General features: G+C 58.1%; 24 protein-coding genes. 5 read left to right on the forward strand and 19 right to left on the reverse strand.

The features are described 5' to 3' along the window. Nucleotides 1–54: 54 nt before the first annotated feature. On the forward strand, nucleotides 55–2,628 hold the full coding sequence (gene clpB / locus A7P95_RS04535; RefSeq protein WP_067591839.1) for an ATP-dependent chaperone ClpB: 2,574 nt from the start codon (nucleotides 55–57) through the stop codon (nucleotides 2,626–2,628). A 122-nt stretch (nucleotides 2,629–2,750) separates the two neighbouring features. Here the strand turns inward: clpB and A7P95_RS04540 are convergent, their stop codons facing one another. From A7P95_RS04540 to A7P95_RS04555, 4 genes are all read right to left on the reverse strand, one after another. Then, nucleotides 2,751–3,533 (reverse strand): cytochrome c1, encoded by a 783-nt coding sequence (locus tag A7P95_RS04540; protein WP_067591842.1) that lies wholly within the window; start codon nucleotides 3,531–3,533, stop codon nucleotides 2,751–2,753. Between the two features lie 13 nt (nucleotides 3,534–3,546). Next, nucleotides 3,547–5,139, reverse strand: coding sequence for a cytochrome b (locus A7P95_RS04545; protein WP_425387462.1), 1,593 nt, complete (start codon nucleotides 5,137–5,139; stop codon nucleotides 3,547–3,549). A gap of 17 nt (nucleotides 5,140–5,156) precedes the next feature. After that, nucleotides 5,157–5,750, reverse strand: coding sequence for a ubiquinol-cytochrome c reductase iron-sulfur subunit (gene petA, locus A7P95_RS04550; protein WP_067591845.1), 594 nt, complete (start codon nucleotides 5,748–5,750; stop codon nucleotides 5,157–5,159). 254 nt (nucleotides 5,751–6,004) lie between these two features. Next, entirely contained in the window at nucleotides 6,005–6,547 is a 543-nt protein-coding gene (locus A7P95_RS04555) for a gamma carbonic anhydrase family protein (protein WP_067591909.1), read from the reverse strand. Nucleotides 6,548–6,901: 354 nt separating this feature from the next. Between A7P95_RS04555 and A7P95_RS04560 the strand changes: the two genes are divergently transcribed. Beyond that, complete coding sequence (locus A7P95_RS04560; RefSeq protein WP_067591848.1) at nucleotides 6,902–8,935, forward strand: M3 family metallopeptidase; 2,034 nt, start codon at nucleotides 6,902–6,904, stop codon at nucleotides 8,933–8,935. Nucleotides 8,936–9,011: 76 nt separating this feature from the next. Here A7P95_RS04560 and lipA read toward each other — a convergent pair whose 3' ends face one another. From lipA to A7P95_RS04575, 3 genes are all read right to left on the reverse strand, one after another. Then, nucleotides 9,012–10,004 (reverse strand): lipoyl synthase, encoded by a 993-nt coding sequence (gene lipA / locus A7P95_RS04565; protein WP_067591851.1) that lies wholly within the window; start codon nucleotides 10,002–10,004, stop codon nucleotides 9,012–9,014. A gap of 157 nt (nucleotides 10,005–10,161) precedes the next feature. Continuing rightward, a complete protein-coding gene (lipB, locus tag A7P95_RS04570; RefSeq protein ID WP_067591854.1) occupies nucleotides 10,162–10,794 on the reverse strand; it encodes a lipoyl(octanoyl) transferase LipB in 633 nt (210 codons plus the stop codon). Continuing rightward, a complete protein-coding gene (locus tag A7P95_RS04575) occupies nucleotides 10,794–11,066 on the reverse strand; it encodes an HP0495 family protein (RefSeq protein WP_067591857.1) in 273 nt (90 codons plus the stop codon). The genes lipB and A7P95_RS04575 overlap by 1 nt, the downstream gene beginning before the upstream one ends. A 481-nt stretch (nucleotides 11,067–11,547) precedes the next feature. Here A7P95_RS04575 and msrAB point away from each other — a divergent pair, with 481 nt between their 5' ends. Further along, entirely contained in the window at nucleotides 11,548–13,146 is a 1,599-nt protein-coding gene (gene msrAB / locus A7P95_RS04580; protein ID WP_067591861.1) for a bifunctional peptide-methionine (S)-S-oxide reductase MsrA/peptide-methionine (R)-S-oxide reductase MsrB, read from the forward strand. Nucleotides 13,147–13,432: 286 nt separating this feature from the next. On the opposite strand, the gene A7P95_RS12335 is transcribed toward msrAB, so the two are convergent. Further along, nucleotides 13,433–14,005, reverse strand: coding sequence for a sugar O-acetyltransferase (locus A7P95_RS12335; protein WP_179945896.1), 573 nt, complete (start codon nucleotides 14,003–14,005; stop codon nucleotides 13,433–13,435). 243 nt (nucleotides 14,006–14,248) lie between these two features. Beyond that, the gene (msbA, locus tag A7P95_RS04590; RefSeq protein ID WP_067591864.1) at nucleotides 14,249–16,039 is read right to left on the reverse strand and encodes a lipid A export permease/ATP-binding protein MsbA; all 1,791 of its coding nucleotides are present in this window, start codon (nucleotides 16,037–16,039) and stop codon (nucleotides 14,249–14,251) included. A 322-nt stretch (nucleotides 16,040–16,361) separates the two neighbouring features. Between msbA and glyA the strand changes: the two genes are divergently transcribed. After that, nucleotides 16,362–17,612 (forward strand): serine hydroxymethyltransferase, encoded by a 1,251-nt coding sequence (gene glyA / locus A7P95_RS04595; RefSeq protein WP_067591867.1) that lies wholly within the window; start codon nucleotides 16,362–16,364, stop codon nucleotides 17,610–17,612. Between the two features lie 383 nt (nucleotides 17,613–17,995). Here glyA and A7P95_RS04600 read toward each other — a convergent pair whose 3' ends face one another. The 9 genes from A7P95_RS04600 to A7P95_RS04640 form a co-directional block, all read right to left on the reverse strand. Further along, on the reverse strand, nucleotides 17,996–18,835 hold the full coding sequence (locus A7P95_RS04600) for an NAD-dependent epimerase/dehydratase family protein (protein WP_067591870.1): 840 nt from the start codon (nucleotides 18,833–18,835) through the stop codon (nucleotides 17,996–17,998). A gap of 104 nt (nucleotides 18,836–18,939) precedes the next feature. Then, nucleotides 18,940–19,506, reverse strand: coding sequence for a hypothetical protein (locus tag A7P95_RS04605; RefSeq protein ID WP_067591873.1), 567 nt, complete (start codon nucleotides 19,504–19,506; stop codon nucleotides 18,940–18,942). A 55-nt stretch (nucleotides 19,507–19,561) separates the two neighbouring features. Next, complete coding sequence (locus A7P95_RS04610) at nucleotides 19,562–20,971, reverse strand: hypothetical protein (protein ID WP_156503499.1); 1,410 nt, start codon at nucleotides 20,969–20,971, stop codon at nucleotides 19,562–19,564. A gap of 38 nt (nucleotides 20,972–21,009) precedes the next feature. Continuing rightward, a complete protein-coding gene (locus A7P95_RS04615) occupies nucleotides 21,010–21,492 on the reverse strand; it encodes a DUF2269 family protein (protein WP_067591915.1) in 483 nt (160 codons plus the stop codon). A gap of 3 nt (nucleotides 21,493–21,495) precedes the next feature. Continuing rightward, nucleotides 21,496–21,888, reverse strand: a complete 393-nt coding sequence (locus tag A7P95_RS04620; protein WP_067591879.1) for a DoxX-like family protein — start codon at nucleotides 21,886–21,888, stop codon at nucleotides 21,496–21,498. Between the two features lie 181 nt (nucleotides 21,889–22,069). Next, on the reverse strand, nucleotides 22,070–22,588 hold the full coding sequence (locus A7P95_RS04625) for a GbsR/MarR family transcriptional regulator (RefSeq protein ID WP_067591882.1): 519 nt from the start codon (nucleotides 22,586–22,588) through the stop codon (nucleotides 22,070–22,072). Nucleotides 22,589–22,699: 111 nt separating this feature from the next. Beyond that, entirely contained in the window at nucleotides 22,700–23,491 is a 792-nt protein-coding gene (locus A7P95_RS04630; protein WP_067591885.1) for a competence/damage-inducible protein A, read from the reverse strand. 219 nt (nucleotides 23,492–23,710) lie between these two features. After that, nucleotides 23,711–24,307 carry a hypothetical protein gene (locus tag A7P95_RS04635; protein ID WP_082890730.1) on the reverse strand — a complete coding sequence of 199 codons (597 nt, stop codon included), beginning with the start codon at nucleotides 24,305–24,307 and terminating at the stop codon, nucleotides 23,711–23,713. A 119-nt stretch (nucleotides 24,308–24,426) separates the two neighbouring features. Next, nucleotides 24,427–25,074 carry an HAD family hydrolase gene (locus tag A7P95_RS04640; protein WP_067591888.1) on the reverse strand — a complete coding sequence of 216 codons (648 nt, stop codon included), beginning with the start codon at nucleotides 25,072–25,074 and terminating at the stop codon, nucleotides 24,427–24,429. A gap of 289 nt (nucleotides 25,075–25,363) precedes the next feature. On the opposite strand from A7P95_RS04640, the gene lolA reads away from it, so the two are divergent. Then, nucleotides 25,364–25,981, forward strand: a complete 618-nt coding sequence (gene lolA / locus A7P95_RS04645) for an outer membrane lipoprotein periplasmic chaperone LolA (RefSeq protein ID WP_067591891.1) — start codon at nucleotides 25,364–25,366, stop codon at nucleotides 25,979–25,981. A 166-nt stretch (nucleotides 25,982–26,147) separates the two neighbouring features. On the opposite strand, the gene A7P95_RS12005 is transcribed toward lolA, so the two are convergent. After that, on the reverse strand, nucleotides 26,148–26,413 hold a 266-nt coding region (locus A7P95_RS12005; protein ID WP_218916354.1), incomplete at its 5' end, for a hypothetical protein.

The raw sequence follows: 26,413 nt of genomic DNA on the forward strand, positions 1-26,413 counted from the left end.
TTCTTCCAAACCCATATAGCCTGCGAACCAAAATTTAAGCAAAGGAAAACGAATATGCGATTTGATAAACTCACCGCCAAATTCCAGCAAGCCCTGCAAGAGGGGCAGAGTTTGGCCTTGGCTGCCGACAGCAGCTATCTGGAAGCGGGCTTTGTGCTCAAGGCTCTGCTTGACGACCAAAACAGCGGGGCTGCCGCGCTGCTGGCTCATGCGGGCGTGAACGTGCCGCAGGTGAAACAGCGTTTGCAGCAGCAATTAAGCAGCCTGCCCAAAGTATCCGGCCAGGGCGGCGATATGGTGCCCAGCCGCGAATTGCAGGCAGTGCTGAACCTGATGGACAAAGCCGCCATTAAACGCGGCGACGCCTATATCGCCAGCGAACTTTTTCTGCTTGCCTTGGTGCAGCAGAACGACGCCACCGGCAAAATCCTGAAAGAAGCCGGTGCAACCGAACAAAATATCAACGCCGCGATTGATGCGGTTCGAGGAGGACAAAACGTGAACGATGCCAATGCCGAAGACCAACGCGAAGCCCTGAAGAAATACACCACCGACCTCACTCAACGCGCCCGCGACGGCAAGCTTGACCCGGTTATTGGCCGCGACGACGAAATCCGCCGCGCGATTCAGGTGCTGCAACGCCGTACTAAAAACAACCCCGTACTCATCGGCGAGCCGGGCGTGGGTAAAACCGCGATTGTGGAAGGTTTGGCGCAGCGGATTGTGAACGGCGAAGTCCCCGAATCTTTGCGCAACAAACGCCTGCTGGTGTTGGATTTGGCGGCTTTGATTGCCGGTGCGAAATATCGCGGCGAGTTTGAAGAACGCCTCAAAGCCGTATTGAACGAATTATCCAAAGATGACGGCAATACTTTGATTTTCATTGATGAAATCCACACTTTGGTCGGCGCAGGCAAAACCGACGGCGCAATGGATGCGAGCAATATGCTCAAACCCGCCCTGTCGCGCGGCGAGCTGCACTGTATCGGCGCGACCACTTTGGACGAATACCGCCAATACATCGAAAAAGACGCGGCACTCGAACGCCGCTTCCAAAAAGTATTGGTCGGCGAGCCCAGCGTGGAAGACACCATCGCCATCCTGCGCGGCTTGCAGGAACGCTACGAAATCCACCACGGCATCGACATCACCGACCCCGCCATCGTTGCCGCCGCCGAGTTGAGCGACCGCTACATCACCGACCGCTTCCTGCCCGACAAAGCAATCGATCTGATTGACGAAGCCGCCAGCCGAATCAAAATGGAATTGGACAGCAAACCCGAGCAGATGGATAAACTTGACCGCCGCATCATCCAGCTCAAAATGGAAAAAATGCACGTGGCCAAAGAAAGCGACGACGCCAGCAAAAAACGTTTGGAGCTGATAGACGAAGAAATCGACGGCCTGCAAAAAGAATACGCCGATTTGGACGAAATCTGGAAAGCCGAAAAAGCCGCCTCCTCCAGCACTGCCGACATCAAAAAACAGATGGACGACATTAAAGTCAAAATCGAGCAGGCCAAACGCCAAGGCGACTTCGCCCGCGCCTCCGAGCTCGAATACGGCGAATTGCCGAAATTGGGTGCGCAGCTTCAAGCGGCAGAAAGCAATGCCGACGGCAAAAAACAAAACAAACTCTTCCGTACCGAAGTCGGCGCGGACGAAGTAGCAGAAATCGTATCGCGCATGACCGGCATCCCCGTGTCCAAAATGATGGAAGGCGAACGTGACAAGCTGCTGAAAATGGAAGAAGTATTGCACCGCCGCGTGGTCGGTCAGGACGAAGCCGTGCGCGCCGTGTCCGATGCCATCCGCCGCAGCCGCTCCGGTCTTGCCGACCCGAACAAACCCTACGGCAGCTTCCTGTTCCTCGGCCCGACCGGCGTGGGTAAAACCGAATTGTGCAAAGCATTGGCAGGCTTCCTGTTCGACAGCGAAGACCACCTCATCCGCATCGATATGTCCGAATACATGGAAAAACACGCCGTTGCCCGCTTAATCGGCGCGCCTCCCGGATATGTCGGCTACGAAGAAGGCGGCTACCTGACCGAACAGGTGCGCCGCAAACCGTACAGCGTGATTCTGTTGGACGAAGTGGAAAAAGCCCATCCCGACGTGTTCAACATCCTTTTGCAGGTATTGGATGACGGTCGCCTGACTGACGGACAAGGCCGCACGGTGGACTTTAAAAACACAGTCATCGTCATGACGTCCAACATCGGCAGCCAGCACATCCAGCAGATGGGCACGGATGACTACGAAGCGGTGAAAGAAGTGGTGATGGAAGATGTGAAAACCCACTTCCGCCCCGAAATGATCAACCGTATCGACGAAGTGGTCGTGTTCCACGGATTGGATCAGGCAAACATCCGCAGTATTGCCAAAATCCAGCTCAAAGGTTTGGAAAAACGTTTGGAAAAACAAAACCTGCGCCTTTCCGTTTCCGATGCCGCTCTGGACATCATCGCCAAAGCCGGTTTCGACCCGATTTACGGTGCGCGCCCGCTCAAACGCGCCATCCAGTCGGAAATCGAAAACCCGCTGGCTAAAGCCCTGCTCGAAGGCAGATACGTGCCTGAAAGCACAATCAAAGTGGAAGCCGACGGCGACAGGCTGGTGTTCGCATAAGCTAAAGATGCAAGCATAAAAGGCTACCTGAAAACGGTGAATCGGTTTTCAGGTAGCCTTTACTATATAGACCATAATAAACGCAGGCTGTTTCCAGCCTGCGTTGTTTGTTTCAGCCAAGTTTAATGTACGTCTTTCCAGTATTCCTTTTTCAGGAAGTAGGCCAAGGGCAGCAAAACGGCAAACAGGAACAGCAATACGCCATAGCCGATTTGTTTGCGTTGCAGCTGGGCGGGTTCGCCCATATACACCAGATAGGCCACCAGATCTTTGGCGTAGCGATCGTATTCTTTCTGAACAACCGTGCCGTTGGGCAGGCGGCGGCTATGCAGGCCGGTGGATTCCCAATACAGCTTGGGCACCAGATTGCCGTGCTCGTCTTTCTCCATCACGGGCTGGCCTTTGTCGTCCAGCTCCACGGCGCGCACGCCCTGCTGCTCCCACAAGGGGTGCGGCATGCCCACTTTGTCGAACACCAAGTTATTCCAGCCGGTGGGGCGGGTTGGGTCTTTGTAGAAGCCGCGCATATAGGCATACAGGTAATCGGCACCGCGCGAACGGGCAATCAGGGTGAGATCTGGCGGCTCGGCGCCAAACCAGCGTTTGGCGTCTTCCGGATTCATCGAAGAATGCATCACATCGCCGATTTTATCGGTGGTGAACATCAAGTTTTTGCGGATTTCGTCTTCGCTCAAGCCCAAATCCTGCAAGCGGTTGTAGCGCATACCGCTGGCCGAATGGCAGGAGAGGCAGTAGTTGGCGAAAATTTGTGCGCCGTGTTGCAGGCTCACTTGGTCGCCCAAGTCGATATCCACATGCTCATAATTGCCGCCGCCGGCAGCATAGCTGCCCAAAGGCATGGCCAAAATCAGCGCGGCAAACCAGTTTTTCCATAATTTTTTCATTTTGCCGCTCCCATTAAATACTGCCAGCAAACAGATAAGCACCCACCAATGCAATCGCAGCATACACGAAGAACATAATCTTCTGGCGCGTGGTGCTCATGGTAACGCGTTCCGGCACTGCTTTATCCACATTCAGTTTGGTGTTCAGCAGCGTGCTCACAAAGAAGAACGCCATATACAGCACGGAGAACACGCGGATAATCAGCGTTTGAATCTGGAACGGATCGGCAAAGAACAGGCGGGCAAGCAGGTACAGGTCGTAAATGCTCACCAAAAGGGCAATCAAATACACCCCACCCACCCAGCCGGCGGCAAACAAGGCAGCCAAGGGCTGGGCGCCCAGCTTCTGCTTAAACGCGGCCAAGCTCGGGCGCTCTGGGCTGGTGTAAATCGGCATGCCGAGGAAGAACAGGAAATAGAAAATCGTGAACGATTGGGCGATTTCCGTTCTCAAATCGGTGGCCACCTGCGCACCCAAAATCCCCAAGCCGATGAAGGCAATCAGGAACAGCACCAGCATGGTTTTGAAAATGGTGTTGCGGTAGCGCACGGATTTCACCGGCGAGCGGTCGAGCCAGGGCAGCAAGGCAATCAGGATGACTGCCGCACCCATGCCGATTACGCCCCACACCTGCGTGCCGGCGAAAGAAGGAATGGCGCGCAAAATGGCATAGAAGGGGGTGAAATACCACACCGGGGCGATGTGTGCTGGAGTTTTCAGCGAATTAGCAGGGTCGAAGTTTGGCGCTTCCAGGAAGTAGCCGCCGCCTTCGGGCGCGAAGAACATGATGGCGCAGAACACGATGAGGAACACCACCACACCCAAAATATCTTTCACGGTGTAATACGGATGGAAAGGAATGCCGTCGAGCGGGATGCCGTTTTCGTCTTTCAGTTTTTTGATTTCCACACCGTCGGGGTTGTTGGAGCCGACTTCGTGCAGCGCAATCAGATGCGCCACCACCAAGCCAACCAGCACCAGCGGCACGGCAATCACGTGCAGGGCGAAGAAGCGGTTGAGCGTAACGTCGGAAACGTTGAAATCGCCGCGAATCCAAGTGGACAAATCCGGGCCGATAACCGGAATCGCGCCAAACAGGTTAATGATCACCTGCGCGCCCCAGAACGACATCTGCCCCCAAGGCAGCAGGTAGCCCATAAAGGCTTCCGCCATCAAGGCCAAGAAAATCAAAGCGCCGCACACCCACACCAGCTCGCGCGGTTTCTTAAACGAGCCGTAAATCAGGCCGCGGAACATATGCAGATACACCACCACGAAGAACATCGAAGCGCCGGTGGAGTGCATATAGCGGATAATCCAGCCGCCGGACACATCGCGCATGATGTATTCCACCGCGGTGAAGGCAGCGGGCAGGTGGTATTGGTTCAGATTGCCGTCGGGTTTGTAATTCATGGTCAGGAAGATGCCGCTGACAATCTGAATCACCAGCACCAGCAAAGCTAGCGAACCGAAGAAATACCAAAAGTTGAAGTTTTTCGGGGCGTAATACTCGGTTACGTGTTCCTTCATCATTTTAGACAGGGGGAAACGCGCGTCCACCCAATCTAACAATGCTTTGGCTTTATTATTGGTTTGGTTTGTCATTGTCTTTTTCCCCGGTATCAGCTGTCTTCGCCCACGCGGATGGTGGTTTCAGACAGATATTTATAAGGAGGAATCACCAGATTGGTGGGCGCCGGCACGCCTTTATACACACGGCCGGCCAAGTCGAACTTGGAGCCGTGGCACGGGCAGAAGAAGCCGCCTTTCCAGTTTGCGCCCAAATCGGCCGGAGCCAAATCGGGGCGGAAGGTGGGCGAACAGCCCAAGTGCGTGCAAATGCCGATGGCCACCCAAATATTGTCTTTGCCCTTGATGGAGCGCAGAGGGTTTTGGCAGTATTCCGGCTGCTGGTCTGCCGCCGTGGAATTGGGATCGACCAGCTGGCTGTCTAGCGAGGCCAAATCCTTGATTTGCTCAGGCGTGCGGTTGAGCACCCAAATCGGCTTGCCGCGCCATTCTGCCGTAATCAGCTGGCCGGCTTCGATTTTGCTCACGTCGATGTTGATCGGCGCGCCGGCCGCCTTGGCCTTTTCCGAGGGGAAAAAGCTGGCAACAAAAGGTGTGGCCGCGCCCACTGCGGCCACACCGGCCGCTCCGGCAGTGGCCAACACCAAAAAGCGCCGCCTCTCCTGATTGATTTCTTGATTATTCATTACTCAATCATCCTAATACTGTAAAAATACCGAAATACTGCAGATTTCGCAGCAGCGTGATTTTACCTTAATCTAAATCAACACTTAAAGCAATTTTTGAAATAACGTAAAGTTCTGTCTGATGGCGGTTGCCGGAGAAGTGGCAAATAAGGCAAGGTTGCCAACTATTTATCCTTGATAAAGCCAGGCTTTCAGGCTACCTGAAAAAGTGAGTTTCCGCGCAGCCAAAATAATCGCCACCCTGCCCTGCCCGCTCACCCGCGCTGCGATTGCCCGTATTTTTCCGCCACTTGCACATAATGCGCCGCCGAATACGGCAGAAAGGCCAGCTCCTCCGCCGTGAGCCGCCGCACCTGTTTCACCGGCGAGCCCACATATAAATAGCCGCTTTCCAGCCGTTTGCGAGGCGGCACCAGGCTGCCCGCGCCAATCATCACATCATCTTCAATCACCGCATCGTCCAACACAATGCTGCCCATGCCCACCAGCACGCGGTGGCCAACGGTGCAGCCGTGCAGTGTAACGTGGTGGCCGATGGTGCAATCCTCGCCGATGATGAGCGGCGAGCCCTCCGGCTTATCCTCCGTTTTGTGGCTCACATGCAGCATCACATGATCCTGAATATTGCTGCCCCGCCCCACGCGGATGCGGTTCACATCCCCGCGCAACACGGCAAACGGCCACACCGACACCCGCTCCGCCAGCACCACATCACCAATCACCGCGCACATCGGGTCGATATAGCAGCCCGCCCCGATTTGCGTCACAAAATCCAAATAAGGCCGGATATTGCTCATAAAAAACTCCTTTTCCATCCATTTATCAAAACCCCGAAGGCTACCTGAAAACTGGGTTGCGGCATAGTCGCAACCCAGTTTCTGCGTAGCTAAAATGAAATTTTGGCATAGCCAAAAGGAATTTCTGCGAAGCAAAAACGACACAAAGACGAAGCCAGCACAAGCACAATCTTATTTTTCAGGTAGCCTCATCCCGCAGATACAAACCAAGCAAACCGCCAACCTGCCCACTATCCAGGCTACCTGAAAACAAAGTTCAAACCCCGCCACACTTTTCAGGTAGCCTGCCCTTGTGAAAACCCGCCCCGCCCCTATCTGCCCCCATCATCCATCCAACCGCACAGAGGAAACCCCGTGAACACCCTGCTCCACCTCGGCGACCAGCCGCAATTCGACCAAATCCGCACCGAACACATCAAACCCGCCCTGCAAAGCGCCATCGCCGAAGCCCGCCAAGCCATTGCCGAAGTCAAAGCCCAAACCGGCGCCACCTGGGGCAACACCGTCGAGCCGCTCACCGGCATCACCGAGCGCGTCGGCCGCATTTGGGGCGTCGTCTCCCACCTCAACTCCGTAGCCGACACCCCCGAGCTGCGCGCCGTGTATAACGAACTCATGCCCGAAATCACCTTATTCTTCACCGAAATCGGCCAAGACATCGAGCTCTACGAACGATTCAAAACCATCAAAAATTCCCCCGAATTCGCCCGCCTCAGCCCCGCCCAGCAAACCAAGCTCAACCACGACCTGCGCGATTTCGTCCTCAGCGGCGCCGAGCTTCCGCCCGAAAAACAAACCCAATTCGCCGCCCTGCAAACCGAAGGCGCCCAGCTCGCCGCCAAATTCTCGCAAAACGTGCTCGACGCCACCGACGCCTTCGCCCTCTATTTCGACAGCGCCGAACCCCTTTCCGGCCTGCCTGAAGACGCACTCTCCATGTTTGCCGCCGCCGCACAGGCCGAAGGCAAAAGCGGCTACAAAATCGGCCTACAAATGCCGCACTACCTCGCCGTGATGCAATACGCCGACAACCGAGAGCTGCGCGAGCAGGTTTACCGCGCCTACGTTACCCGCGCCAGCGAGCTCTCCAACGAAGGCAAATTCGACAACAGCGCCAACATCACCCGCCGCCTCGAAATCACCCTGCAAGAAGCCAAACTGCTCGGTTACGCCAACTACGCCGAGCTCTCCCTGGTGGCCAAAATGGCCGTCTCCCCCGCCCAAGTGCTCGACTTCCTGCACGACCTCGCCCGCCGCGCCAAACCCTTCGCCAAAAAAGACCTCGCCGCCGTGCAGGCCTTCGCCCGCCAAAGCCTCGCTATCGACAACCCGCAGCCCTGGGATTTGGCCTACGCCTCCGAAAAACTGCGCCAGGCCGAATACGCCTTCTCCGAAACCGAAGTGAAGAAATACTTCCCCGTGGGCAAAGTGCTGGCCGGCCTGTTTGCCCAAATCAAGCGGCTCTACGGCATCGATTTTGCCGAGCAAACCGTGCCCGTGTGGCACCCCGACGTGCGCTATTTCGAGCTTTCGCAACACGGCGCCCCCATCGGCGGCGTGTACATGGATTTGTATGCCCGCGAAGGCAAACGCGGCGGCGCCTGGATGAACGACTACAAAGGCCGCCGCCGCCTGCCCAACGGCCAAATCCAGCTGCCCACCGCCTACCTCGTGTGCAACTTCACCCCGCCCTCAGGCGGCAAAGAAGCCCGCTTGAGCCACGATGAAATCCTCACCCTCTTCCACGAAACCGGCCACGGCCTGCACCACCTGCTCACCCAAGTGGACGAGCTCGGCGTATCCGGCATCAACGGCGTAGAATGGGACGCCGTGGAGCTGCCCAGCCAGTTTATGGAAAACTTCGTGTGGGAATACGACGTGCTACGCGGCATGTCTGCCCACGAAGACGACGGCGCGCCGCTGCCGCAGGAATTGTTCCGCAAAATGCTCGCCGCCAAAAACTTCCAGCGCGGCATGTTCCTCGTGCGCCAGATGGAATTCGCCCTCTTCGACATGCTGATCTACAGCGAAACCGACCCTGCGCGCCTGGCCGGCTGGGCGCAGGTGCTCGACGATGTGCGCCGCGAAGTGGCCGTGGTGCAGCCGCCCGAATACAACCGCTTTGCCAACAGCTTCGGCCACATCTTCGCCGGCGGCTATTCGGCCGGCTACTACAGCTACGCCTGGGCGGAAGTGCTCAGCGCGGATGCCTACGCCGCGTTTGAAGAAAGCGGCGACGTGGCCGAATGCGGCCGCCGCTTCTGGCAGGAAATCCTCGCCGTGGGCGGCTCGCGCAGCGCTGCCGAATCCTTCCGCGCCTTCCGCGGTCGTGCCCCCAGCATAGATGCCCTGCTGCGGCACAGCGGGTTTGATATGCAAGCGGCTTAAGCTTTGATTAGAATCGTATTACCAAACGAAGAAAAGGCTACCTGAAATTTTTCAGGTAGCCTTTTTTCAGGTAGCCTCAATGCCCGTGATGGCAGCCGCCGCTGTGGTGGGACTGCATGGCTTCGGCGGCTTGGGCGTCGGCGTGGTAGCTGGAGCGGACCATGGCGCCGATGGCGGCGTTGGTGAAGCCCATGGCGTAGGCTTCGCACTCGAACTGTTTGAACATGTCGGGGGTAACGTAGCGCAATACGGGCAGGTGGCTGTTGCTGGGCTGGAGGTATTGCCCCACGGTAATCATTTCGATGTTGTTGGCACGCATGTCGCGCATGATTTCGCGCACTTCGTCGTCGGTTTCGCCGAGGCCGACCATGATGCCGGATTTGGTGGGGATGTGGGGCATCATTTCTTTGTAGCGGCGCAGGAGTTCGAGCGAATGCTGGTAGTTGGCGCCGGGGCGGGCTTGTTTATACAGGCGGGGGTGGGTTTCGAGGTTGTGGTTCATCACGTCGGGCGGGGTTTGGGCGAGGATGTCGAGCGCGATGTCGAGGCGGCCGCGGAAGTCGGGCACGAGGATTTCGATTTTGGTGTGCGGGCTGCGTTCGCGGATGGCGGTGATGCAGTCGGCAAAGTGCTGGGCGCCGCCGTCGCGCAGGTCGTCGCGGTCCACCGAGGTGATGACGACGTAGCGCAGGTTCATGGCGGCCACGCTGGAGGCGAGGTGCTGGGGCTCTTCGGCATCGAGCGCGTTGGGGCGGCCGTGGCCGACGTCGCAGAAGGGGCAGCGGCGGGTGCAGATGTCGCCCATGATCATGAAGGTGGCGGTGCCGCGGCTGAAGCATTCGCCGATGTTGGGGCAGGAGGCTTCTTCGCACACGGTGTGCATTTTTTGGTCGCGCAGGATGTTTTTAATTTCGAAGAATTTCTTGCCGGTGGGCAGCGGAGCGCGAATCCAGTCGGGCTTTTTCAGCTTCTGTTCGAGCGGCACGACTTTAATCGGGATGCGGGCGACTTTGGCGGCGCCTTTGTGTTTGACGCCGCGGGCGTTGTCTTGTTTGTTTTCTGTGGTCATGGTTGATACCTTTGCTGTGTTTTTAATGTGATGTGTGGGTTCAGGTAGCCTGCCGGCTCGGGGTAAGGCTACCTGAAAATCCAATCCGCCTGTTTCAGCTGCTTGGCGATTCTATTTTTAGATTCCTGCGGAAACATCGTTTTAGCTTCGCAGAAACTCAGCTTCCTGCGGAAACATCGTTTTCAGGTAGCCTCAGCTGCTGCTGCAAATGAGCGGTCAGCTTGGCGGCCACGTCGTCCACGCTCGGGGCGGGCTGCACGAAGTCGGCGATTTGGGTCATTTCCAGCCCGGCATAGCCGCAGGGATTGATTTGGTGGAAAGGGCTCAAATCCATGTTTACATTGAGCGCGAGGCCGTGATACACGGCGCCGCGTTTGATGCGCAAGCCGAGCGAGGCGATTTTTTTGCCTTCCACATACACGCCGGGGCGTTTCGGGTCGGCGGCGGCGGCGATGCCGTATTCGGCCAGGGTGGCGATGATGCTGTTTTCCAGGCGGCTCACCAAATCGCGCACGCTGATTTTGCGGCGTTTGAAGTCGATGAGGGTGTACACCACGAGCTGGCCGGGGCCGTGGTAGGTGATTTGGCCGCCGCGGTCAATCTGCACCACGGGGATGTTGCTGTGCACCAAGAGGTGCTCGGCTTTGCCGGCCATGCCCTGCGTGAACACGGGCGGATGCTGCACCACCCAGAGCTCGTCTTCGGTGCGCTCGCTGCGGGCGTCGGTGAAGGCTTCCATGGCGTGGAAAATCGGGCTGTATTCGGCCAGACCGAGCGGGATGACTTTCATCACAGCACCACTTTCACCATCGGGTGGGCGGTGAGCGCGAGATAGATGTTATCAAGCTGCTCTTTGCTTTCGGCGTTCAGGGTAACGGTAACGCCCTGGTAGTTGCCTTGACTGCTTTCGCGGTGCTGCAAATCGTGTTCGGCGGTGTCCGGCGCGTGTTTTTGCACGGTTTCCAACACGTTGGCGGCAAATTCGGGGTGTTTGGCGCCCATCACTTTGATGGAAAAACGGCAGGGGAATTCCAGCAGGGTTTCTTGCTTGCTATCGCTCATTTATTTTCTCCAAACGGCTGCGGCATGAGGCGCGGCGGCCGATATATTCAGGCCGGCATTTTACTGGAAAACACCCTGCTTGAACAACACGCGGCGCGGCTTGCGGCATGGGCGAATACCCGTATTTTCCGGCGGGTTATCGCGCTGTTTCCCAAAAGCTGAAGCGGTTGAGGTGCGGCAAAAGCCGCAGGGTTCGTTTGAACTGCGTTGAAGCCCTATTTTCAGGTAGCCTCAAGCCTGTGGCTACCTGAAAAATACCGGGCTTGGCAAAGCAAACATTCCCAGCCGGCTCCAATATGCCGCCTGGTTTCCCGCAGAGTGAAAACCGTTTTTCAGGTAGCCTTCCCGCCCTGCTTCGGCGCTCGTCATAAATAATTTCTATCTTCACAATCGCTTGCCAACCGCCCCGCCCGGTGCTAGAAAAGCGCCCAAAGTCCGCCCGAACGGCGCCCTTGCCCACCCATCCGTTTGGAAGCCAAGCATGCTGAAAAAAGTGTTACTCTTCCTCTGCGCCGCCATCCCCGTCGTCCTCATCATCGGCCTGCTGGCGCCCAAAATCATCGCCCAACCCAAACACGGAGCCCCCGCCATGCCCGACACCGCCTTCGCCACACACCTCGCCGCCCTGCACACCCCGGGCGGCACGCCCGTGCGCACCCTGCTCCGGCCCGGCCGCCCCACGCTGGTGAAATTCTGGGCTAGCTGGTGCCCGCTGTGCCTCAGCGAGCTGCAAAGCACCGCCGAATGGCAGCAATCCGCCGAATTTTCCGGCGAGCACGCCCGCGCCAACCTGATTGCCGTCGCCTCGCCCGGCTTCCTCGGCGAAAAGCCCGAAGCCGAATTCAGAGAATGGTTTGCCAAACTCGACTACCCCGGTTTCCAGGTAGCCCTCGACGACGGCACCCTAGCCAAAACCGCCGGCGTGGGCGTGTATCCCAGCTGGGTGCTGCTCTCCGCCGACGGGCAAATCCTGCGCGTGCACAAAGGCAGCCTGCCGCGCGAACAAGCCCTCGCCCTGCTCGACAACCCCAATGCCGACCTCGCCGCCGCCCCCGTGCAGCCGCACTACGCCGACGCCCAAGGCAGCCCCCGCGCCGCCCGCACCCAAACCATCTATCTGGCCGGCGGCTGTTTCTGGGGCGTGGAAGCCTATATGCAGCACCTGCCCGGCGTGGTGGACGCCGTATCCGGCTATGCCAACGGCCGCACCGCCCATCCCAGCTACGAAGACGTGATCCACGGCAGCGGCCACGCCGAAACCGTGAAAGTAGACTACGACCCCGCGCGCATCAGCCTGGCCGACCTCCTGCGCTACTACTTCCGCGTGATCGACCCCACCTCGCTCAACAAACAAGGCAACGACCGCGGCCGCCAATACCGCATCGGCATCTACTACACCAACCCCGCCGACGCCCCCGTTATCCGCACCGCCCTCCAAGCCGAACAGCGCAAACACAGCCGTCCCCTCGTGGTGGAAGCCCAGCCCCTACAACACTTCTACCCCGCCGAAGCCTACCACCAAGACTACCTGGCCAAAAACCCGCACGGCTACTGCCACATCGACATCCGCCTCGCCGACCAGCCCCTCGAGCCCGCCGAGGGCAGCAGCCCCGCCCCGGCCAAAGGCTTCAACCCCGCCACCTACCGCAAACCCGACGACGCCACCCTGCGCCGTACCCTCACCGACGAGCAATACCGCGTCACCCAGCAAGGCGACACCGAACGCGCCTTCAGCCACCAATACGACCACCTCTTCGAGCCCGGCCTGTACGTTGACATCGTGAGCGGCCAACCCCTCTTCAGCAGCCGCGACAAATTCCAATCCCACTGCGGCTGGCCCAGCTTCACCCGCCCCATCAGCCCCGACGCCGTGACCGAACACGACGACTACAGCTACCACATGCACCGCACCGAAGTGCGCAGCAGCGCTGCCGGCTCCCACCTCGGCCACGTCTTCCCCGACGGCCCCAAAGACCGCGGTGGCCTGCGCTACTGCATCAACGGCGCCAGCCTGCGCTTCATCCCCCAAGCCCAAATGCAGCAGCAAGGCTACGGCAGTTATTTGAAAGATTTGCATTAAGGCAGTAAGTACGCCAGAGCAAAAGGCTACCTGAAAATTTCAGCTTCGCAGAAACTTTGCCGCACGGCGTTTTAACTGCGTTCAAGCTTGTGTTTTCAGGTAGCCTTTATTCATCAGGCAGCCAATGCCAGGCTACCTGAACGCGTTAGCTTCGGCAAAGCTAACACCGCCCAACCCTTTCCCGCTTTGCCTAATATTTTCAGGTAGCCTCAAACAGACGGAAGGCTACCTGAAAACATATCGCGGGCATCAACAAACAAATATCCCACCCAAACGGCAAACCAAACTATTCCAAATCGTTCTCAATTGTTTTCAACACCCTGGCAGGAACCCCGCCCGCCACGCAGTTATCAGGAATATCCTTAGTTACCACTGCACCGGCGGCAATCACCACATTGCTGCCGATGGTAATGCCCGGAAGAATGGTTACATTGCCGCCGATCCAAACATCGTTACCGATAACCACCGGCCGTGCCATACCGAGATTGGCGCGACGGCCTTTAGGCGACAGCGGATGCCCCACGGTGGTAATCAGCGTGTTCGGCCCGATCATCACATGGTCACCAATGCTGACGCGCTCGATATCAAGAATCGTGCCATTGTAGTTCATCAGGAAATGATCACCCACATGGATATTCTTACCGTTGTCACAGTTGAACACGGGCAGGATGTTCGGCGACACGCCTGACGAGCCGAGTAGCTCATGAATGGCCGCTTCGCGCTTATCCTGCTCCAACACACTGATCCCGTTTAATTTCTGACATGCCCGCACCGCATTCAATTTCAAGGCGTTCACTTCCGGATCGGTAAAATCATAAGGCAGCCCCGCCTTCAGTTTTTCCAGTTCGCTCATTGCCATAGCCGACTCCTTCCTTGTTGATCATTAGCCCCACGATTATACGCTTGGCTCATCGGCAGCCAAACAGCTACGGTTTAGAGGCTACCTGAAAAAATTTAGCTTCAACACAATTCAAACAAGCTGGCGAGTGCCTGCTATCTGCAAAGCCAAACGTTTTCAGGTAGCCTTTGCTACTACCACTCCGGTCAAAGGCAACAAAAAAGCAGCAGGGAACCCTTGCTGCTTTTTGCTGCCGACCGCTGCTTAGGCGGTTTCGGCGGCCTCTTCCGCTTCCGCCGCCTGTTCCTGCTGATCGTGAAACTGCATGCGGTAGAGGTCGGCATAGCGGCCGCCGCGCGCGAGCAATTCGGCGTGTTTGCCCTGCTCCATGATGCGGCCTTCGTGCATCACCACGATGTTGTCGGCCTGCTCGATGGTGGAGAGGCGGTGCGCCACCACCAGCGTGGTGCGCTGCTGCATGAGCTTGTCGAGCGCGGATTGCACCAGGCGTTCGGATTTGGTGTCGAGCGCGCTGGTGGCTTCGTCCAAAATCAGGATGGGCGCGTTTTTCAGCAGTGCGCGGGCGATGGCGATGCGCTGGCGCTGGCCGCCGGAAAGTTTGAGGCCGTTCTGCCCGATTTCGGTTTGCAAACCCTGCGGCATGGCGGAGATGAATTCCCAGGCGTTGGCGGCGCGGGCGGCGGCTTCTATGGCGGCGGGGTCGGCATCGAAACGGCCGTAGGCGATGTTCTCGGCCACGGTGCCGTTGAACAGCACCACATCTTGACTCACCAGCGCCATCTGTTCGCGCAATGAGGCCATGCTGTACTCGCGGATGTCGCGCCCGCCGATGCGCACTTCGCCGGCGGTGGGGTCGTAGAAGCGCGGCAGCAAGTTGGCCAGCGTGGTTTTGCCGCAGCCGGAAGCGCCCACCAAGGCCACCACGCTGCCGTTGGGAATGGACAGGCTGATGTTGTCCAAACTGTTGCGGTTGGCGCCTTCGTAGCAGTGGGTTACGCTGCGCAGCTCGATGTCGCCGGTGTCGGCGCTGAGGGTTTCTTTGCCGTTATCGGGCTCAACCGGCTCGTCTAAAAAGCCGAACACGCTCTCGGCGGCAGCCAAGCCACGTTGCAGCGAGGAGGAAATGCCGGTCATGCGTTTGATGGGGTCGAACATCATCAGCATGGCAGAAAGGAAAGACATAAAATCGCCGGCGCTGAAGGAATCGGAAACGGCGCGAGCGGCGGCCAGATAGAGGATAGTGGCCAGGGCGGTGGCAATCATCAGCTGGGTTAGCGCCGTGCTGAAGGAGTTGGCGGCAGTTTGCTTCACGCCGTTGCGGCGCACGTTGATGGTGGTGCTGTCGAAACGGTTTTTCTCGTGTTCCTGCCCACCATATACCTTAATCACGCGCTCGCCGGTGATGCTTTCGCCCAACACCTGCGTCATCTGCCCGGCATATTGCTGGCTTTCGCGCGAAAGCTGGCGCAGCCGCTTGCTCACCTGCCGCACGCACCACGCCAGCACCGGAATCATCACCAGCGTGATAATCGTGAGCTGCCAATCCAGATACAGCAGGAAAAACAAAAGCCCTACCACGGTGATGCCGTCTTTGGCGGTAACGGTAACCACATTAAAGCCCGCTTCGGTAATCTGGCTGGCATCGTTCATAATGCGCGACATAATCCGCCCGCTGCCGTGTTTGCTGTAATAGCCGGCCGGCAGGCTGAGCATCTTGGCAAACATTTCGCGGCGGATTTGCTGCACCAGATGGCCGGATAGGTAGCTGGTGCTGTATTCGTTGATGAAATTGAAAATGCCGCGGATGATAAACAGCCCGATAATCGCCAGCGGCACCCAGCGCATGGCGGCCAGGTTTTTTTCCACAAAGCCTTCGTTAATCAGCGGCTTGAGCAGCCAGGCGAAAATCGGCCCCGTGGCCGCCACCACAATCATGCCGATCACGGCGGCAATAAAAATCCGCAGATAATTTTTCAGGTAGCCAAACAGGCGGCGGTAGAGCGCCCAGCTGCTTTGCGTAGAAGGAGACGACATGCTTATCCCTGCTGGATGAAAGTGCCGAATTGTAAGGCAAAAGCGGCCGGGCAACAATGCAGCCACAGGCAGCTTTACCCGATTTGCCATCCGCCCGCACAGGCCGCCCCGAAGGCTAACTGAAACCCCTGCCCGCCCCAACGATTAACTTTTGACCTACCGCAACACTCCGCTTTTCAGGTAGCCACATTTCCCGCCCAGCAAGCCTTTTAGCCAGCATAAAACAGCAATTTGAGCTACAATACCAGCCCGTTTGTTTCAACCGCGCCGCTTTCCGGCGGGGTATTCATCATCCAATCGTTATCAAGTTAAGGAGCCCAGCATGTTTTCCAAGAGCGTAACCATCAAACAATACGATCCCGAACTGGCCGCCGCCATTGCCGCCGAAGAAGCGCGCCAGCAAGACCATGTGGAACTGATTGCTTCCGAAAACTACGTCAGCTGCGCCGTGATGGAAGCGCAAGGCAGCCAGCTCACCAACAAATACGCCGAAGGCTACCCCGGCAAACGCTACTACGGCGGCTGCGAACACGTAGACGTGGCCGAACAGCTCGCCCTCGACCGCATTAAAAAACTCTTCGGCGCCGCCTATGCCAACGTGCAGCCCCACTCCGGCTCCCAAGCCAACCAAGCCGTGTACACCTCCGTGCTCAAACCCGGCGACACCATCCTCGGCATGAGCCTCGCCCACGGCGGCCACCTCACCCACGGCGCCTCCGTAAACATTTCCGGCAAACTCTATAACGCCATCACCTACGGCCTCGACGAGAACGAAGTGCTCGACTACGCCGAAGTAGAACGCCTCGCCCTCGAACACAAGCCCAAAATGATCGTGGCCGGCGCCTCCGCCTACGCCCTGGAAATCGACTGGGCCCGCTTCCGCGAAATCGCCGACAAAGTGGGCGCCTATCTATTTGTCGACATGGCCCACTACGCCGGCCTGATTGCCGCCGGCGAATACCCCAGCCCCGTGCCCTACGCCGACTTCGTGACCACCACCACCCACAAAACCCTGCGCGGCCCGCGCGGCGGCGTGATTTTGTGCCGCGACACCACCCACGAAAAAGCGCTCAACTCCGCCATTTTCCCCAGCCTGCAAGGCGGCCCGCTGATGCACGTGATTGCCGCCAAAGCCGTGGCCTTCAAAGAAGCCCTCGCGCCCGAGTTTAAAGAATACGCCAAACAGGTGAAAATCAACGCCAAAGCCATGGCGGAAGAATTGGTGAAACGCGGCCTGCGCATCGTGTCCGGCCGCACCGAAAGCCACGTATTCCTCGTAGACCTGCGCCCGAAACACATCACCGGCAAAGCCGCCGAAGCCGCGCTGGGCAAAGCCATGATCACCATCAATAAAAACGCCATCCCCAACGACCCGGAAAAACCCTTCGTTACCTCCGGCATCCGCGTGGGCAGCGCCGCCATCACCACGCGCGGTTTCAAAGAAGCCGATGCCCGCAAGCTCGCCAACCTGGTGGCCGACGTGCTGGAAAAACCGGAAGACGAAGCCACCCTCGCCCGTGTGGCCAAAGAAGTGAAAGCCCTCTGCGACGCCCATCCGGTGTACGGCGCCTAACCGATTGATTGAACAACACCCGGCCGGCTGGAAACAGCCGGCTTTTTTCTTGCCGCATTCACGCCCACACGATTGAGGCTACCTGAAAAATCCAGCCTCGGCGCAAGCAAGCAGCCTTCACCGCACCAAAATAATTTTCAGGTAGCCTCTAAGCCAAACCAAAGGCTACCTGAAAACGGCGAAGCAAGGCTGAGTTTCTGCCAAGCTAAAACGAGCCAGGCAAGCTTCTGCAAAACCGGCACTAAAAATCCAATCCAACTCAATCTATTCAAACAGAAAACATGCCGCCCCATTTTTCAGGTAGCCTCAAGCGCGGTAAGGCTACCTGAAAACCAAGCTTCAACAGAATGAAAACCAACAAAACCAGTTTTCGCAAACCGGATTTATTCATGCCCGGCAAACTCCTCCGCCGCCAACGGCTGCCGCCCGAGCAGCTCGGCGAAGGGGCGGCAGCTGGCACAAGCACCTTGTTGCAGCAGAGCCAAACTGCCCGCGCTAACCATGCCGTTGCTGAACAGATTGGCCAGCGGCAGCACGGGGCGCAGCAGCGGCAGCGCTATCGGCAGGATGCGCGGCGGCGGCTTGCGGTGCAGGGTGGCGAGGTAGGTGGCCAGCGTGAGGGCGCGGCTGCCCGTCATGTTTACTACTGCGCCGTGCGGCAGTCGGCTTGCCGGCAAACCGGCCAAACCCTGCACCACATCGGCAATGTGCACCGGCTGCACAAGGAAACGACCGCCGCCCGGCAGAGGCAGCACAGGCAGGCGGGCAAGGCGGATAAACAGCTCGCAGCTCGCGCCGCCGCGCCCGTACACGAGGGATGGTCGTGCCACCAGCACGCGCATCCCGCCCGCCGCGCCGATTTGGCACACAGCCTCGTCGCCGCGCCCTTTGCTGCCCACAAAAGCCACGGCGTGCGCCGGATGGGCGCCGAGCGCGGAAAGCTGCACCCAATGGCGCACGCCTGCCTGCGCCGCCAACCGGGCCAACAGCGCGGGCGTGCGGTGGTGCACGGTTTCCAGCACCTCGGCATGGCGGCTCATCACGCCGATACAGTTAAACACGGCGTCCATGCCGTGCAGCAGGCGGCGGGCGGCGGCTTCGTTTGGGTGCAGATAGTTGAAATCGCAGCGTGAAGGCGTGTGCACGGTATGGCCGCTTTGGCGCAGCAGATGCGCGGTGCGTTTGCCGATAAAGCCGCTGCCACCGAAGAGGAGGATGTTCATAATAATCTGATATTGTTTGATTTTATTTTTAGCTTCACAGGATATCGCTTTCAGGTAGCCTCCAGCCCGCTCAAGGCTACCTGAAAACTGTGGTAATCCACCCTCTAATCGGCGTATTTCCCAAGATTATTCGACACAAACACCGTGCCCGCAGGCCAATCCTGCACGATGCCGTCGCGGGTCAAGGCCGCAGACTGCCAGCGCCCGTAGGCAAACGCCGCCAGCAACATGACCGCCGACACGCTGACCCATATTGCCGCTGCACGGCGCAGCCCGGCAGATTCTTCCCCGGTCATACCCGCCGCCCACGGCAGCCACAAGGCCGCCAGCCACACCAACACGCCCCAGCCGACCGCCCCGATATCCGAAAACGGGTTAGCGCCCAGCATGAACGGGAATGTAAACAAAGACAACACCATGCAGGCATTCAACGCGTGGCGCGGCTGCCTGCCCTCCAGCATCCGCACCACCGACCACAAATAAAACACATTGGCATAGGCGGCCAACGTGGCCAACTTCCCGGTAAAAATCCCCATCCAGCCGAACACGATGCCCGCCATCAAAACCGCCACGCCCGGCTGCTCGCCAAGCGACGGCAGGCACAGCGACAGCAGATACAGCGCAAGCGACAACATAATCAAGCGTTTTTTGGTATGCATGATTTCCTCCATGACCGGCTTCCATATTTTTCAGGTAGCCTTTGGGCAGCCGGAGTTTACCTGAAAATTACCACAGCACCCATTCCCCGCCCTCGCCCTCTATCACCAGCTCGCTTTCTTGCAGGCCATAGTTTTCGGCGCGGCGGCGGGTTGCCATGCGGCGGATGCCGGCAAGCCAGGCTTGCGGCTGCACGGCGGCTTGTTTGAGCACGGCGTGGTTTGTCTGATCCGGATAGCGGGTGGCGCGGTATTTTTCCACGGGCAGCATATCGCGGCGGCGGATGAGCACGGCGCTCAATTCAACGCTGTCGTCGTAGCTTTGGTATGCGGGGGCGTTGAGCCAGAGGATGTAGTCTGCATTACACAGGATGCGGCTTTGGGCAAGCGGGCTTCGGTATTTGTCGGAATAGATTTTGCCGTCGATTTGCAGCGGTTCGTGCAGTTTGAACGGGGCGCTATATGGCTCAATCGGGCAGGCTTCGGCAAAGGTTTGCGCGGGGTTGGCGTCAAACTCGGCGGCGATTTCGGTGTGTTTGGGCGGCTGCCACAGGCTTTGGATGGTTTTGCCGTAATCGGGATACTGCCCCAAATCTGCGCGTTTCACCGGCGCCTGCCAAACGGTGTGCCCGTTTGCTTGTTGGATAAATTGGATTTGTTCGCCCTGCTCGCCGCTTTGTGCGGGGCGGTAGCCGTAGCGGTAGTCGGCGGGCTTTTCGGCGGGCACGATGGAGAGGATACCGTCTTCGTGGAAGTATTCCTGTATCAGGTAGCCTTGATAAATGAAGCGTTTGGGCGGGCGGTATTCTTTGAGGCTACCTGAAACGAAAGTCAGGCTGTTGTCTTCGGAAATTTCCAGCCCGCCCAGCCATTCGGCGCTGCCATTGCCCGCTTCGGGCAGGGAAGCCGGTGGGGCAATATAGGGAAGCGACGAGGGCAGCATAAAGGCAAACACGGTGCCAACGAGGAAATATTGTTCGCGCTGTTGGGCATTGGCGGCGGCATATTGCCAACGGCCAAAGGCGAACAGGGAAAAGGTGATCACGGCGCATACTTTCGCCCATTTTTTGAAGGCGCGGTTTAAGGCTTCGGGGGTGTTTTCGGTCATCACTGCCAAACGCATCAGCCACAGCGCAGAAAACCACAGCAACGCGCCCCAACCTACCGCGGTAAACTCCGCTCTGTCCCGCATGATCGGCATCAACGGAATAACCAGGCTAAATGAGGAGAAAACCATGAAAAACCAAGAAGCTACTATCGGCTCTTTGCCGCGCAGCAGTTGCACCGCCGTCCACCAATAAAACAAATTGGCATAGCCCGCCAACGCAGGCAGCATCCCCACCGCCATCGCCAGCCAGCCGAAAGCAATACTGGCATACATCACAACCAAGCCAATCTGCCCTCCCAGCACGGGCAAAAACAGGGAAACCACATACAGGGCGAGAGAAAGGGCAAGCAGCCGTTTTTTGCTATCCATCATTTCCTCCATAATTAGCTTTTATCTTTTTCAGGTAGCCCCTACATCGGCTTCAACACCATCAGAAAATACATCACCACCGTGGCGCAGAAAGCCGGATAGCCCAGCAGCTCCCACCAAAACTGATCACGCCGATAGCTCCCCGGCAGCGTCTCCTCCCCCGCCGCCCAAGCCGCAGCCGCCTGCCGTGCCATCTTAATTTGCAGCCACACCACCGGCAGCCAGCAAGCCCCCGCCAACGCATAAAGCCCCAGCGTCCACTTCACCCACAGCCACGCCCCGTCCCAAGTGAGCGGCATGCCCAGATAGTGCAGCATCCACAAGCCCGAGAGCGGCTGGAACACCACCGCCGGCGTGGTAAACCACCAATCCGCCTTCATCACCCACTTCGACACCACCGCCTGCGCCGCCACCGAGCCCGAGCGGTTCGCCCAAAACAGGTAAAACGCCGTGCCGAAGCCCGTGCCCACCATCAGCGTGGCCGAAATAATATGCAAGGTTTTCACAATCAGATAAGCATTCATCATTCACTCCAACTCACTGTTATACAAAAAGAACAACACCGCCAAAATCGGCACATTCTTCACCAGCGGCGCAAACGGATGCGCCCACATTTCCGGCAGCCGCAGCGCCGCAATCAGCGAATAGCCCGCCACCGTGGCCAGCTGCGCCAACCACAGCCGCGCCCGCCAAGCCCGCCACCCCGGCCAAAAACACAACAGCCCGAAACACACATCCAGCAGCGAAGCCCCCGCAAACACCGGCCACAACCAACCCTCCGGCAGCCCCACCGCACGCAGCAGCGCCAGCGATTCCCCCGCCGCGCAACACAGTGGCTGAATCCCGCTCCACAGCCACAACACCCCCAGCGAATACGCCAGATAAGCCGGAGCAGACGGCTTGTTCGGCACGTTTTCCATTTTTCAGGTAGCCTTTCACGAGTTATCTGTATTTTCTAAATTTCTGCATAAAGAGAAATATGGGCTTAAAAATTTAGCGGGCTTAGCCGCATGATTGGTTTGCAAGCTTTCCACTCTCTTTCAGGCTACCTGAAAACCCAAGCGCATTTTCAGGTAGCCCCAATCTTCCAAACCAAAATATTCAGCGGAAAAACTTCTGTATCCCCGCGCCCAGCTTCAGGATTTTCACCATCGTGCCGGTGGAAAGCTTCAGCATCTCGTTGGCCCACACCGTGAGCGTGTCGATGAAGTCGTGGGTTTGGCGGATTTTCTGCTGCGCCGCCTCGTTTTCCTGCGCAAACTCGGGGCTGTCGATGAGCGCTTGCAGAAACTGCCGCGTGGGCTCGATTTCGCGCTGCATGCGCACTTCGGCGATGGTGCGGAACAGCGCCCACACATCGTCGGAAGTGGCGAAATGGTCGCGCCTGTCGCCCATGATGTGCACGGTGTGCACCAGGAGCATGCCCTGCAATTCTTTGATGCTGTTGGAAACATTGGAGCGCGCCATATTCAGCGTTTCGCAAATTTCTTCGGCGTGCATCGGGCGGCCGATGATGTAGAGCAGCGCGTGGATTTGCGCCACGCTGCGGTTTACGCCCCATTTGGAGCCCATCTCGCCCCAATGCAGGATGAATTTTTCTGTGGTGGGATTCAGTTTCATAGTGGGGCGGAGTGTATGCGCGTCTTTTATTTCTGTCAATACAGAAATTAGAAAATAATTTTTCAGGTAGCCTGTTTGCCGTATGCAGGCTACCTGAAAATCTTTCCCCGCCTAAGCTTCGTCGTCAGCGGCCAATTCGATTTGTGTGGCGCCCTGCTCTTTCAGTTGGGCTTGGGCTTCCTGCCAGGCTTGGTCGAGCTGTGCGCAGGCGGTTCCTTCGGCTTTGAGGCCGAACAGCAGGCGGTAGCGGCGCTCGGCGGTGGGGGTGGCGGGCAGGCTGAAGCTGCGGATGCCGGGGTGGCGCTGCTCGATGCTGCTCATCACGGGGCTGACGCGGGATTCGGGCAGGTCGATCCAGGCGCTGATGCTGCGGCGTTCGGTTTGGTGCTGGAGGTGGGCGTAGAGCTGGTCGAGCACCCAGGCGGCCATGGGCTGCGCCATCACGGGGAAGCCGGGCAGGAAGTAGTGTTCGCGGATGGAGAAGCCGGCGATGTTGTTGTAGGGGTTGGGGATGAGGCTGCTGCCTTGGGGGAATTCGGCCATGCGCAGGCGGATGCGGTGGGCGGGGCTGTCGAGGCTGTCGCCGTGTTTGAGGGAGACGGTTTCGATATGGGCGGCGGCTTGGGGGTGCAGCGCCAGCGGCAGGCCGAGGGCTTCTGCGGCGGCTTGGCGGGTGTGGTCGTCGGGGGTGCTGCCGATGCCGCCGGTGATGAAGGTGGGCCGGCCTTCGGCAAAGCTTTGACGCAGGCGGTGTGCGAGGATGGGGCGGTTGTCGGGCAGGTATTGCACGGAATCGAGCTGGAGGCCGCGTTTTTTGAGCAGCTGTTTGAAAAAGGCGAAGTGTTTGTCTTGGCGGCTGCCGTGCAGGATTTCGTCGCCAACAACGATGAGGGAGAAGGTCATGGGGTTCCTCTGGTGTGCAGGCTACCTGAAATTTTGTGTTCTATAGTGGATTAAAATCAGAATGGGACAAGGCAGCGAGCTGCAGACAGTACAAACAGTACGGCAAGGCGAGCCAACGCGGTAGCATTCTGATTTTAATCCACTATATTTTTCAGGTAGCCTCTAGGGATAACAGGCTACCTGAAAAGTTATCTGCATTTTTCAGGTAGCCTTTGCTGCTTAATAGCTGGTGCCCGGCATGGGGCAGTATTGGATGGGCGCGGGGCGGGTGGGGTGCACTTCGCCGCTGGCCTGCGGCAGGATTTCCACCACGGCCACATCGCAGCTGTTTCCGCCGCGCGAATATTGCACTTCGTAGTCTTTGCCGGGCTGCGGGGTGAGGCTGGCGGCAAGTCGGCAGCGATCCACGCGGCCGATCGTTTCCGTGGAAAACGCGCCATCCAACACCAGCGCTTTGCTGGCGGGCACCACGAATTCTTTATACGATTCGCGGAACACCACGCCGGTGTCTTCGTTCACTATATTGCTGCGCTGGGTGGCGGGCATGCCCACGGAAAGGTTGCGGATGCGGCGCGGCAGCCCGCCGGTAAAGCGGGTGTGGCGGCGCCGGCCTTGTTTTTCCGCCCATTGCTTACAGGTGCTGTTTGGAATCATGCGCACCACGTCGCGGCCGTATTGGCCGTAGATGCGCAGGCGCGCCTGGTTTTGCGCGCTATAAGGCACCTCGCGGCGCACGATTTGTGATTTCTGCGACATAAAACAGCCGCTCAAAGCCAAGGCGGCGCAAACAGGCAGCAATAATTTGATTTTCTTCATCAGGCGTTCTCCATTATCAAGGGAAGGGTGAAACTGCTTAAATATAGCGAACCAACTTAACTTTCGCTACGTCGTTAGCTCGCCTTGTATCGAAAGCCAATTTGATTCGCTATAAATGCTTACAGCAAATCCAAAATCTGCCCAGGCGCATCCAGCCGCGCATCGGCCGGCCATTCGTGCACCGGGTCGCTCTCGGCGATGTAGCCCCAGTTGGCCAGCGCCGTGCGCATGCCCGCGTTTTTGCCGGCCACCATATCGCGCTCGGCATCGCCCACATACAGGCAGCGCTCGGGCTCAATGCCGATTTGGCGGCAGGCATAGTGCATGGGCAGCGTGCTGGGCTTGGATTCGGCACAGGTGTCGCCGCTCACCACCACGGCGGGCGGAACGGCAAAGCCCAGCTCGGGCACCAGGCGGCTGGTGAACACATGCGGCTTGTTGGTGATGATGCCCCAGGCAATGCTGCGCCCGGCAAGCTGCTCAATCATGGGGTTGATGCCTTCAAACAACACGGTTTCTTCATGAAAGCAGCGGCCGTATTCGGCCAAGTATTCCTGCCGCCAGCGCGGATGGTCGGGGTGGCCCTTTTCAATGCCGGTGCCCAGTTTAATCAAATAGTTCGCACCGTGGCTGGCCACCGGCCGAATCTGCGCCATCGGCACGGCGGGCAGGCCATTTTTGGCCAGCAGGCGGTTGAGCGCGCCGCCCAAATCCAGCGCCGTATCGGCCAGCGTGCCGTCTAAATCGAACAATACTGCTTGAATCATAAAGTCTCCCAATGTCTCGCCCATATTTTGAACAACATATCGGCATGGCAACTTTTCAGGTAACCTCAACACGCACGCAGGCTACCTGAAAATATCTTTACCGCAGCCGCGAATTATAACGCAGGAATAAAATCCGGTTAAAAAACCGCCGCAAAAAGCCGCCTAATTCCTTGCCTTTTCGGCAAAACCCCGCCACCGCGCCATCTTTACAATTCTCTCCGCCCTACCCCGCCGCGCCCAAGCTGGTACAATGCGCCGCATCCCTTTTCACCCCAGCAAAGGAAACCCCATGCCCCGCAAACCCTTCCGCCTCGCCGCCGCAGCCCTCTTCGCCCTCATCATCGGCACCGCCCAGGCCGGCGGCATCGAAGCCCTGCAAAAATTCAACGCCGACACCGACGGCATCAGCGGCAGCTTCAGCCAAAGCGTGCAAAGCCGCAACCGCACCCGCAGCGCCCAAGGCCGCTTCAGCATTTTGCGCCCCGGCCTTTTCAAATGGGAATACACCAGCCCCTACAAGCAAACCATCGTAGGCGACGGCAGCCACATCTGGCTCTACGACATCGACCTCGCCCAAATCACCAAAACCGCGCAAAACCAAGCCATCGGCGACAGCCCCGCCGCCATCCTTTCCAACAAAGACGCCCTCACCGCCAGCTACACCCTCAAAGAAGACGGCTCCGCAAACGGCATCGACTACGTATTGGCCACCCCCAAGCGCTCCAACGCCGGCTACCAATACATCCGCCTCGGCTTCAAAGGCGACAACCTCGCCGAAATGCGCCTGAAAGACAGCTTCGGCAACCAAACCACCATCAAATTCAACGGCCTGAACACCAAGCCCAACCTCTCGCGCAGCCAATTCCGCTTCACCCCCCCGCAAGGCGTGGACGTACTCACCCAATAAGCCCCGTTTCGCATCGGCAAAGCAAAGGCTACCTGAAAACCCGCCAACTGTTTTCAGGTAGCCTTATTGCACCGCCAAACGGCATAGCTTAACATCCGCCCATTTACCGCCTGCCGAAAGCCACGCCATGCGCGATCCCGAATTCTTCCTCCACTGCTACGCCCCACTACCAATTTCGGACTAAAGGACAAAAGGGATGGTAAAAATCGCTGGAAGCCTTACCATACGCGGCTTTCAGCGATTTTTTGCCAATGTTCGTTAAAAATGCCCTTTTTGCCATAAAAGTACCCTCGTTAAGAACGGCTGTAAAAACGGCCGGCAAAGATATAAATGTTCCGCCTGCCAAAAGTACCTGCCCGTCTCCAAACTCCCTTCTCCCAGCCAACTGTTGCAAGAGTACATCCACGGCAAGCAAACGCTCGCACAATTGGC

The sequence above is a fragment of the Eikenella longinqua genome, from assembly GCF_001648355.1.
Classification (GTDB): domain Bacteria; phylum Pseudomonadota; class Gammaproteobacteria; order Burkholderiales; family Neisseriaceae; genus Eikenella; species Eikenella longinqua.

Excerpts from the sequence above, each read along its gene's own strand:
- clpB (WP_067591839.1), top strand. The coding sequence starts at position 55 with ATGCGATTTGATAAACTCACCGCCAAATTCCAGCAAGCCCTGCAAGAG.
- A7P95_RS04540 (WP_067591842.1), bottom strand. The coding sequence starts at position 3,533 with ATGAAAAAATTATGGAAAAACTGGTTTGCCGCGCTGATTTTGGCCATG.
- A7P95_RS04545 (WP_425387462.1), bottom strand. The coding sequence starts at position 5,139 with ATGACAAACCAAACCAATAATAAAGCCAAAGCATTGTTAGATTGGGTG.
- petA (WP_067591845.1), bottom strand. The coding sequence starts at position 5,750 with ATGAATAATCAAGAAATCAATCAGGAGAGGCGGCGCTTTTTGGTGTTG.
- A7P95_RS04555 (WP_067591909.1), bottom strand. The coding sequence starts at position 6,547 with ATGAGCAATATCCGGCCTTATTTGGATTTTGTGACGCAAATCGGGGCG.
- lipA (WP_067591851.1), bottom strand. The coding sequence starts at position 10,004 with ATGACCACAGAAAACAAACAAGACAACGCCCGCGGCGTCAAACACAAA.
- lipB (WP_067591854.1), bottom strand. The coding sequence starts at position 10,794 with ATGAAAGTCATCCCGCTCGGTCTGGCCGAATACAGCCCGATTTTCCAC.
- A7P95_RS04575 (WP_067591857.1), bottom strand. The coding sequence starts at position 11,066 with ATGAGCGATAGCAAGCAAGAAACCCTGCTGGAATTCCCCTGCCGTTTT.
- msrAB (WP_067591861.1), top strand. The coding sequence starts at position 11,548 with ATGCTGAAAAAAGTGTTACTCTTCCTCTGCGCCGCCATCCCCGTCGTC.
- A7P95_RS12335 (WP_179945896.1), bottom strand. The coding sequence starts at position 14,005 with ATGGCAATGAGCGAACTGGAAAAACTGAAGGCGGGGCTGCCTTATGAT.
- msbA (WP_067591864.1), bottom strand. The coding sequence starts at position 16,039 with ATGTCGTCTCCTTCTACGCAAAGCAGCTGGGCGCTCTACCGCCGCCTG.
- glyA (WP_067591867.1), top strand. The coding sequence starts at position 16,362 with ATGTTTTCCAAGAGCGTAACCATCAAACAATACGATCCCGAACTGGCC.
- A7P95_RS04600 (WP_067591870.1), bottom strand. The coding sequence starts at position 18,835 with ATGAACATCCTCCTCTTCGGTGGCAGCGGCTTTATCGGCAAACGCACC.
- A7P95_RS04605 (WP_067591873.1), bottom strand. The coding sequence starts at position 19,506 with ATGGAGGAAATCATGCATACCAAAAAACGCTTGATTATGTTGTCGCTT.
- A7P95_RS04610 (WP_156503499.1), bottom strand. The coding sequence starts at position 20,971 with ATGATGGATAGCAAAAAACGGCTGCTTGCCCTTTCTCTCGCCCTGTAT.
- A7P95_RS04615 (WP_067591915.1), bottom strand. The coding sequence starts at position 21,492 with ATGAATGCTTATCTGATTGTGAAAACCTTGCATATTATTTCGGCCACG.
- A7P95_RS04620 (WP_067591879.1), bottom strand. The coding sequence starts at position 21,888 with ATGGAAAACGTGCCGAACAAGCCGTCTGCTCCGGCTTATCTGGCGTAT.
- A7P95_RS04625 (WP_067591882.1), bottom strand. The coding sequence starts at position 22,588 with ATGAAACTGAATCCCACCACAGAAAAATTCATCCTGCATTGGGGCGAG.
- A7P95_RS04630 (WP_067591885.1), bottom strand. The coding sequence starts at position 23,491 with ATGACCTTCTCCCTCATCGTTGTTGGCGACGAAATCCTGCACGGCAGC.
- A7P95_RS04635 (WP_082890730.1), bottom strand. The coding sequence starts at position 24,307 with ATGAAGAAAATCAAATTATTGCTGCCTGTTTGCGCCGCCTTGGCTTTG.
- A7P95_RS04640 (WP_067591888.1), bottom strand. The coding sequence starts at position 25,074 with ATGATTCAAGCAGTATTGTTCGATTTAGACGGCACGCTGGCCGATACG.
- lolA (WP_067591891.1), top strand. The coding sequence starts at position 25,364 with ATGCCCCGCAAACCCTTCCGCCTCGCCGCCGCAGCCCTCTTCGCCCTC.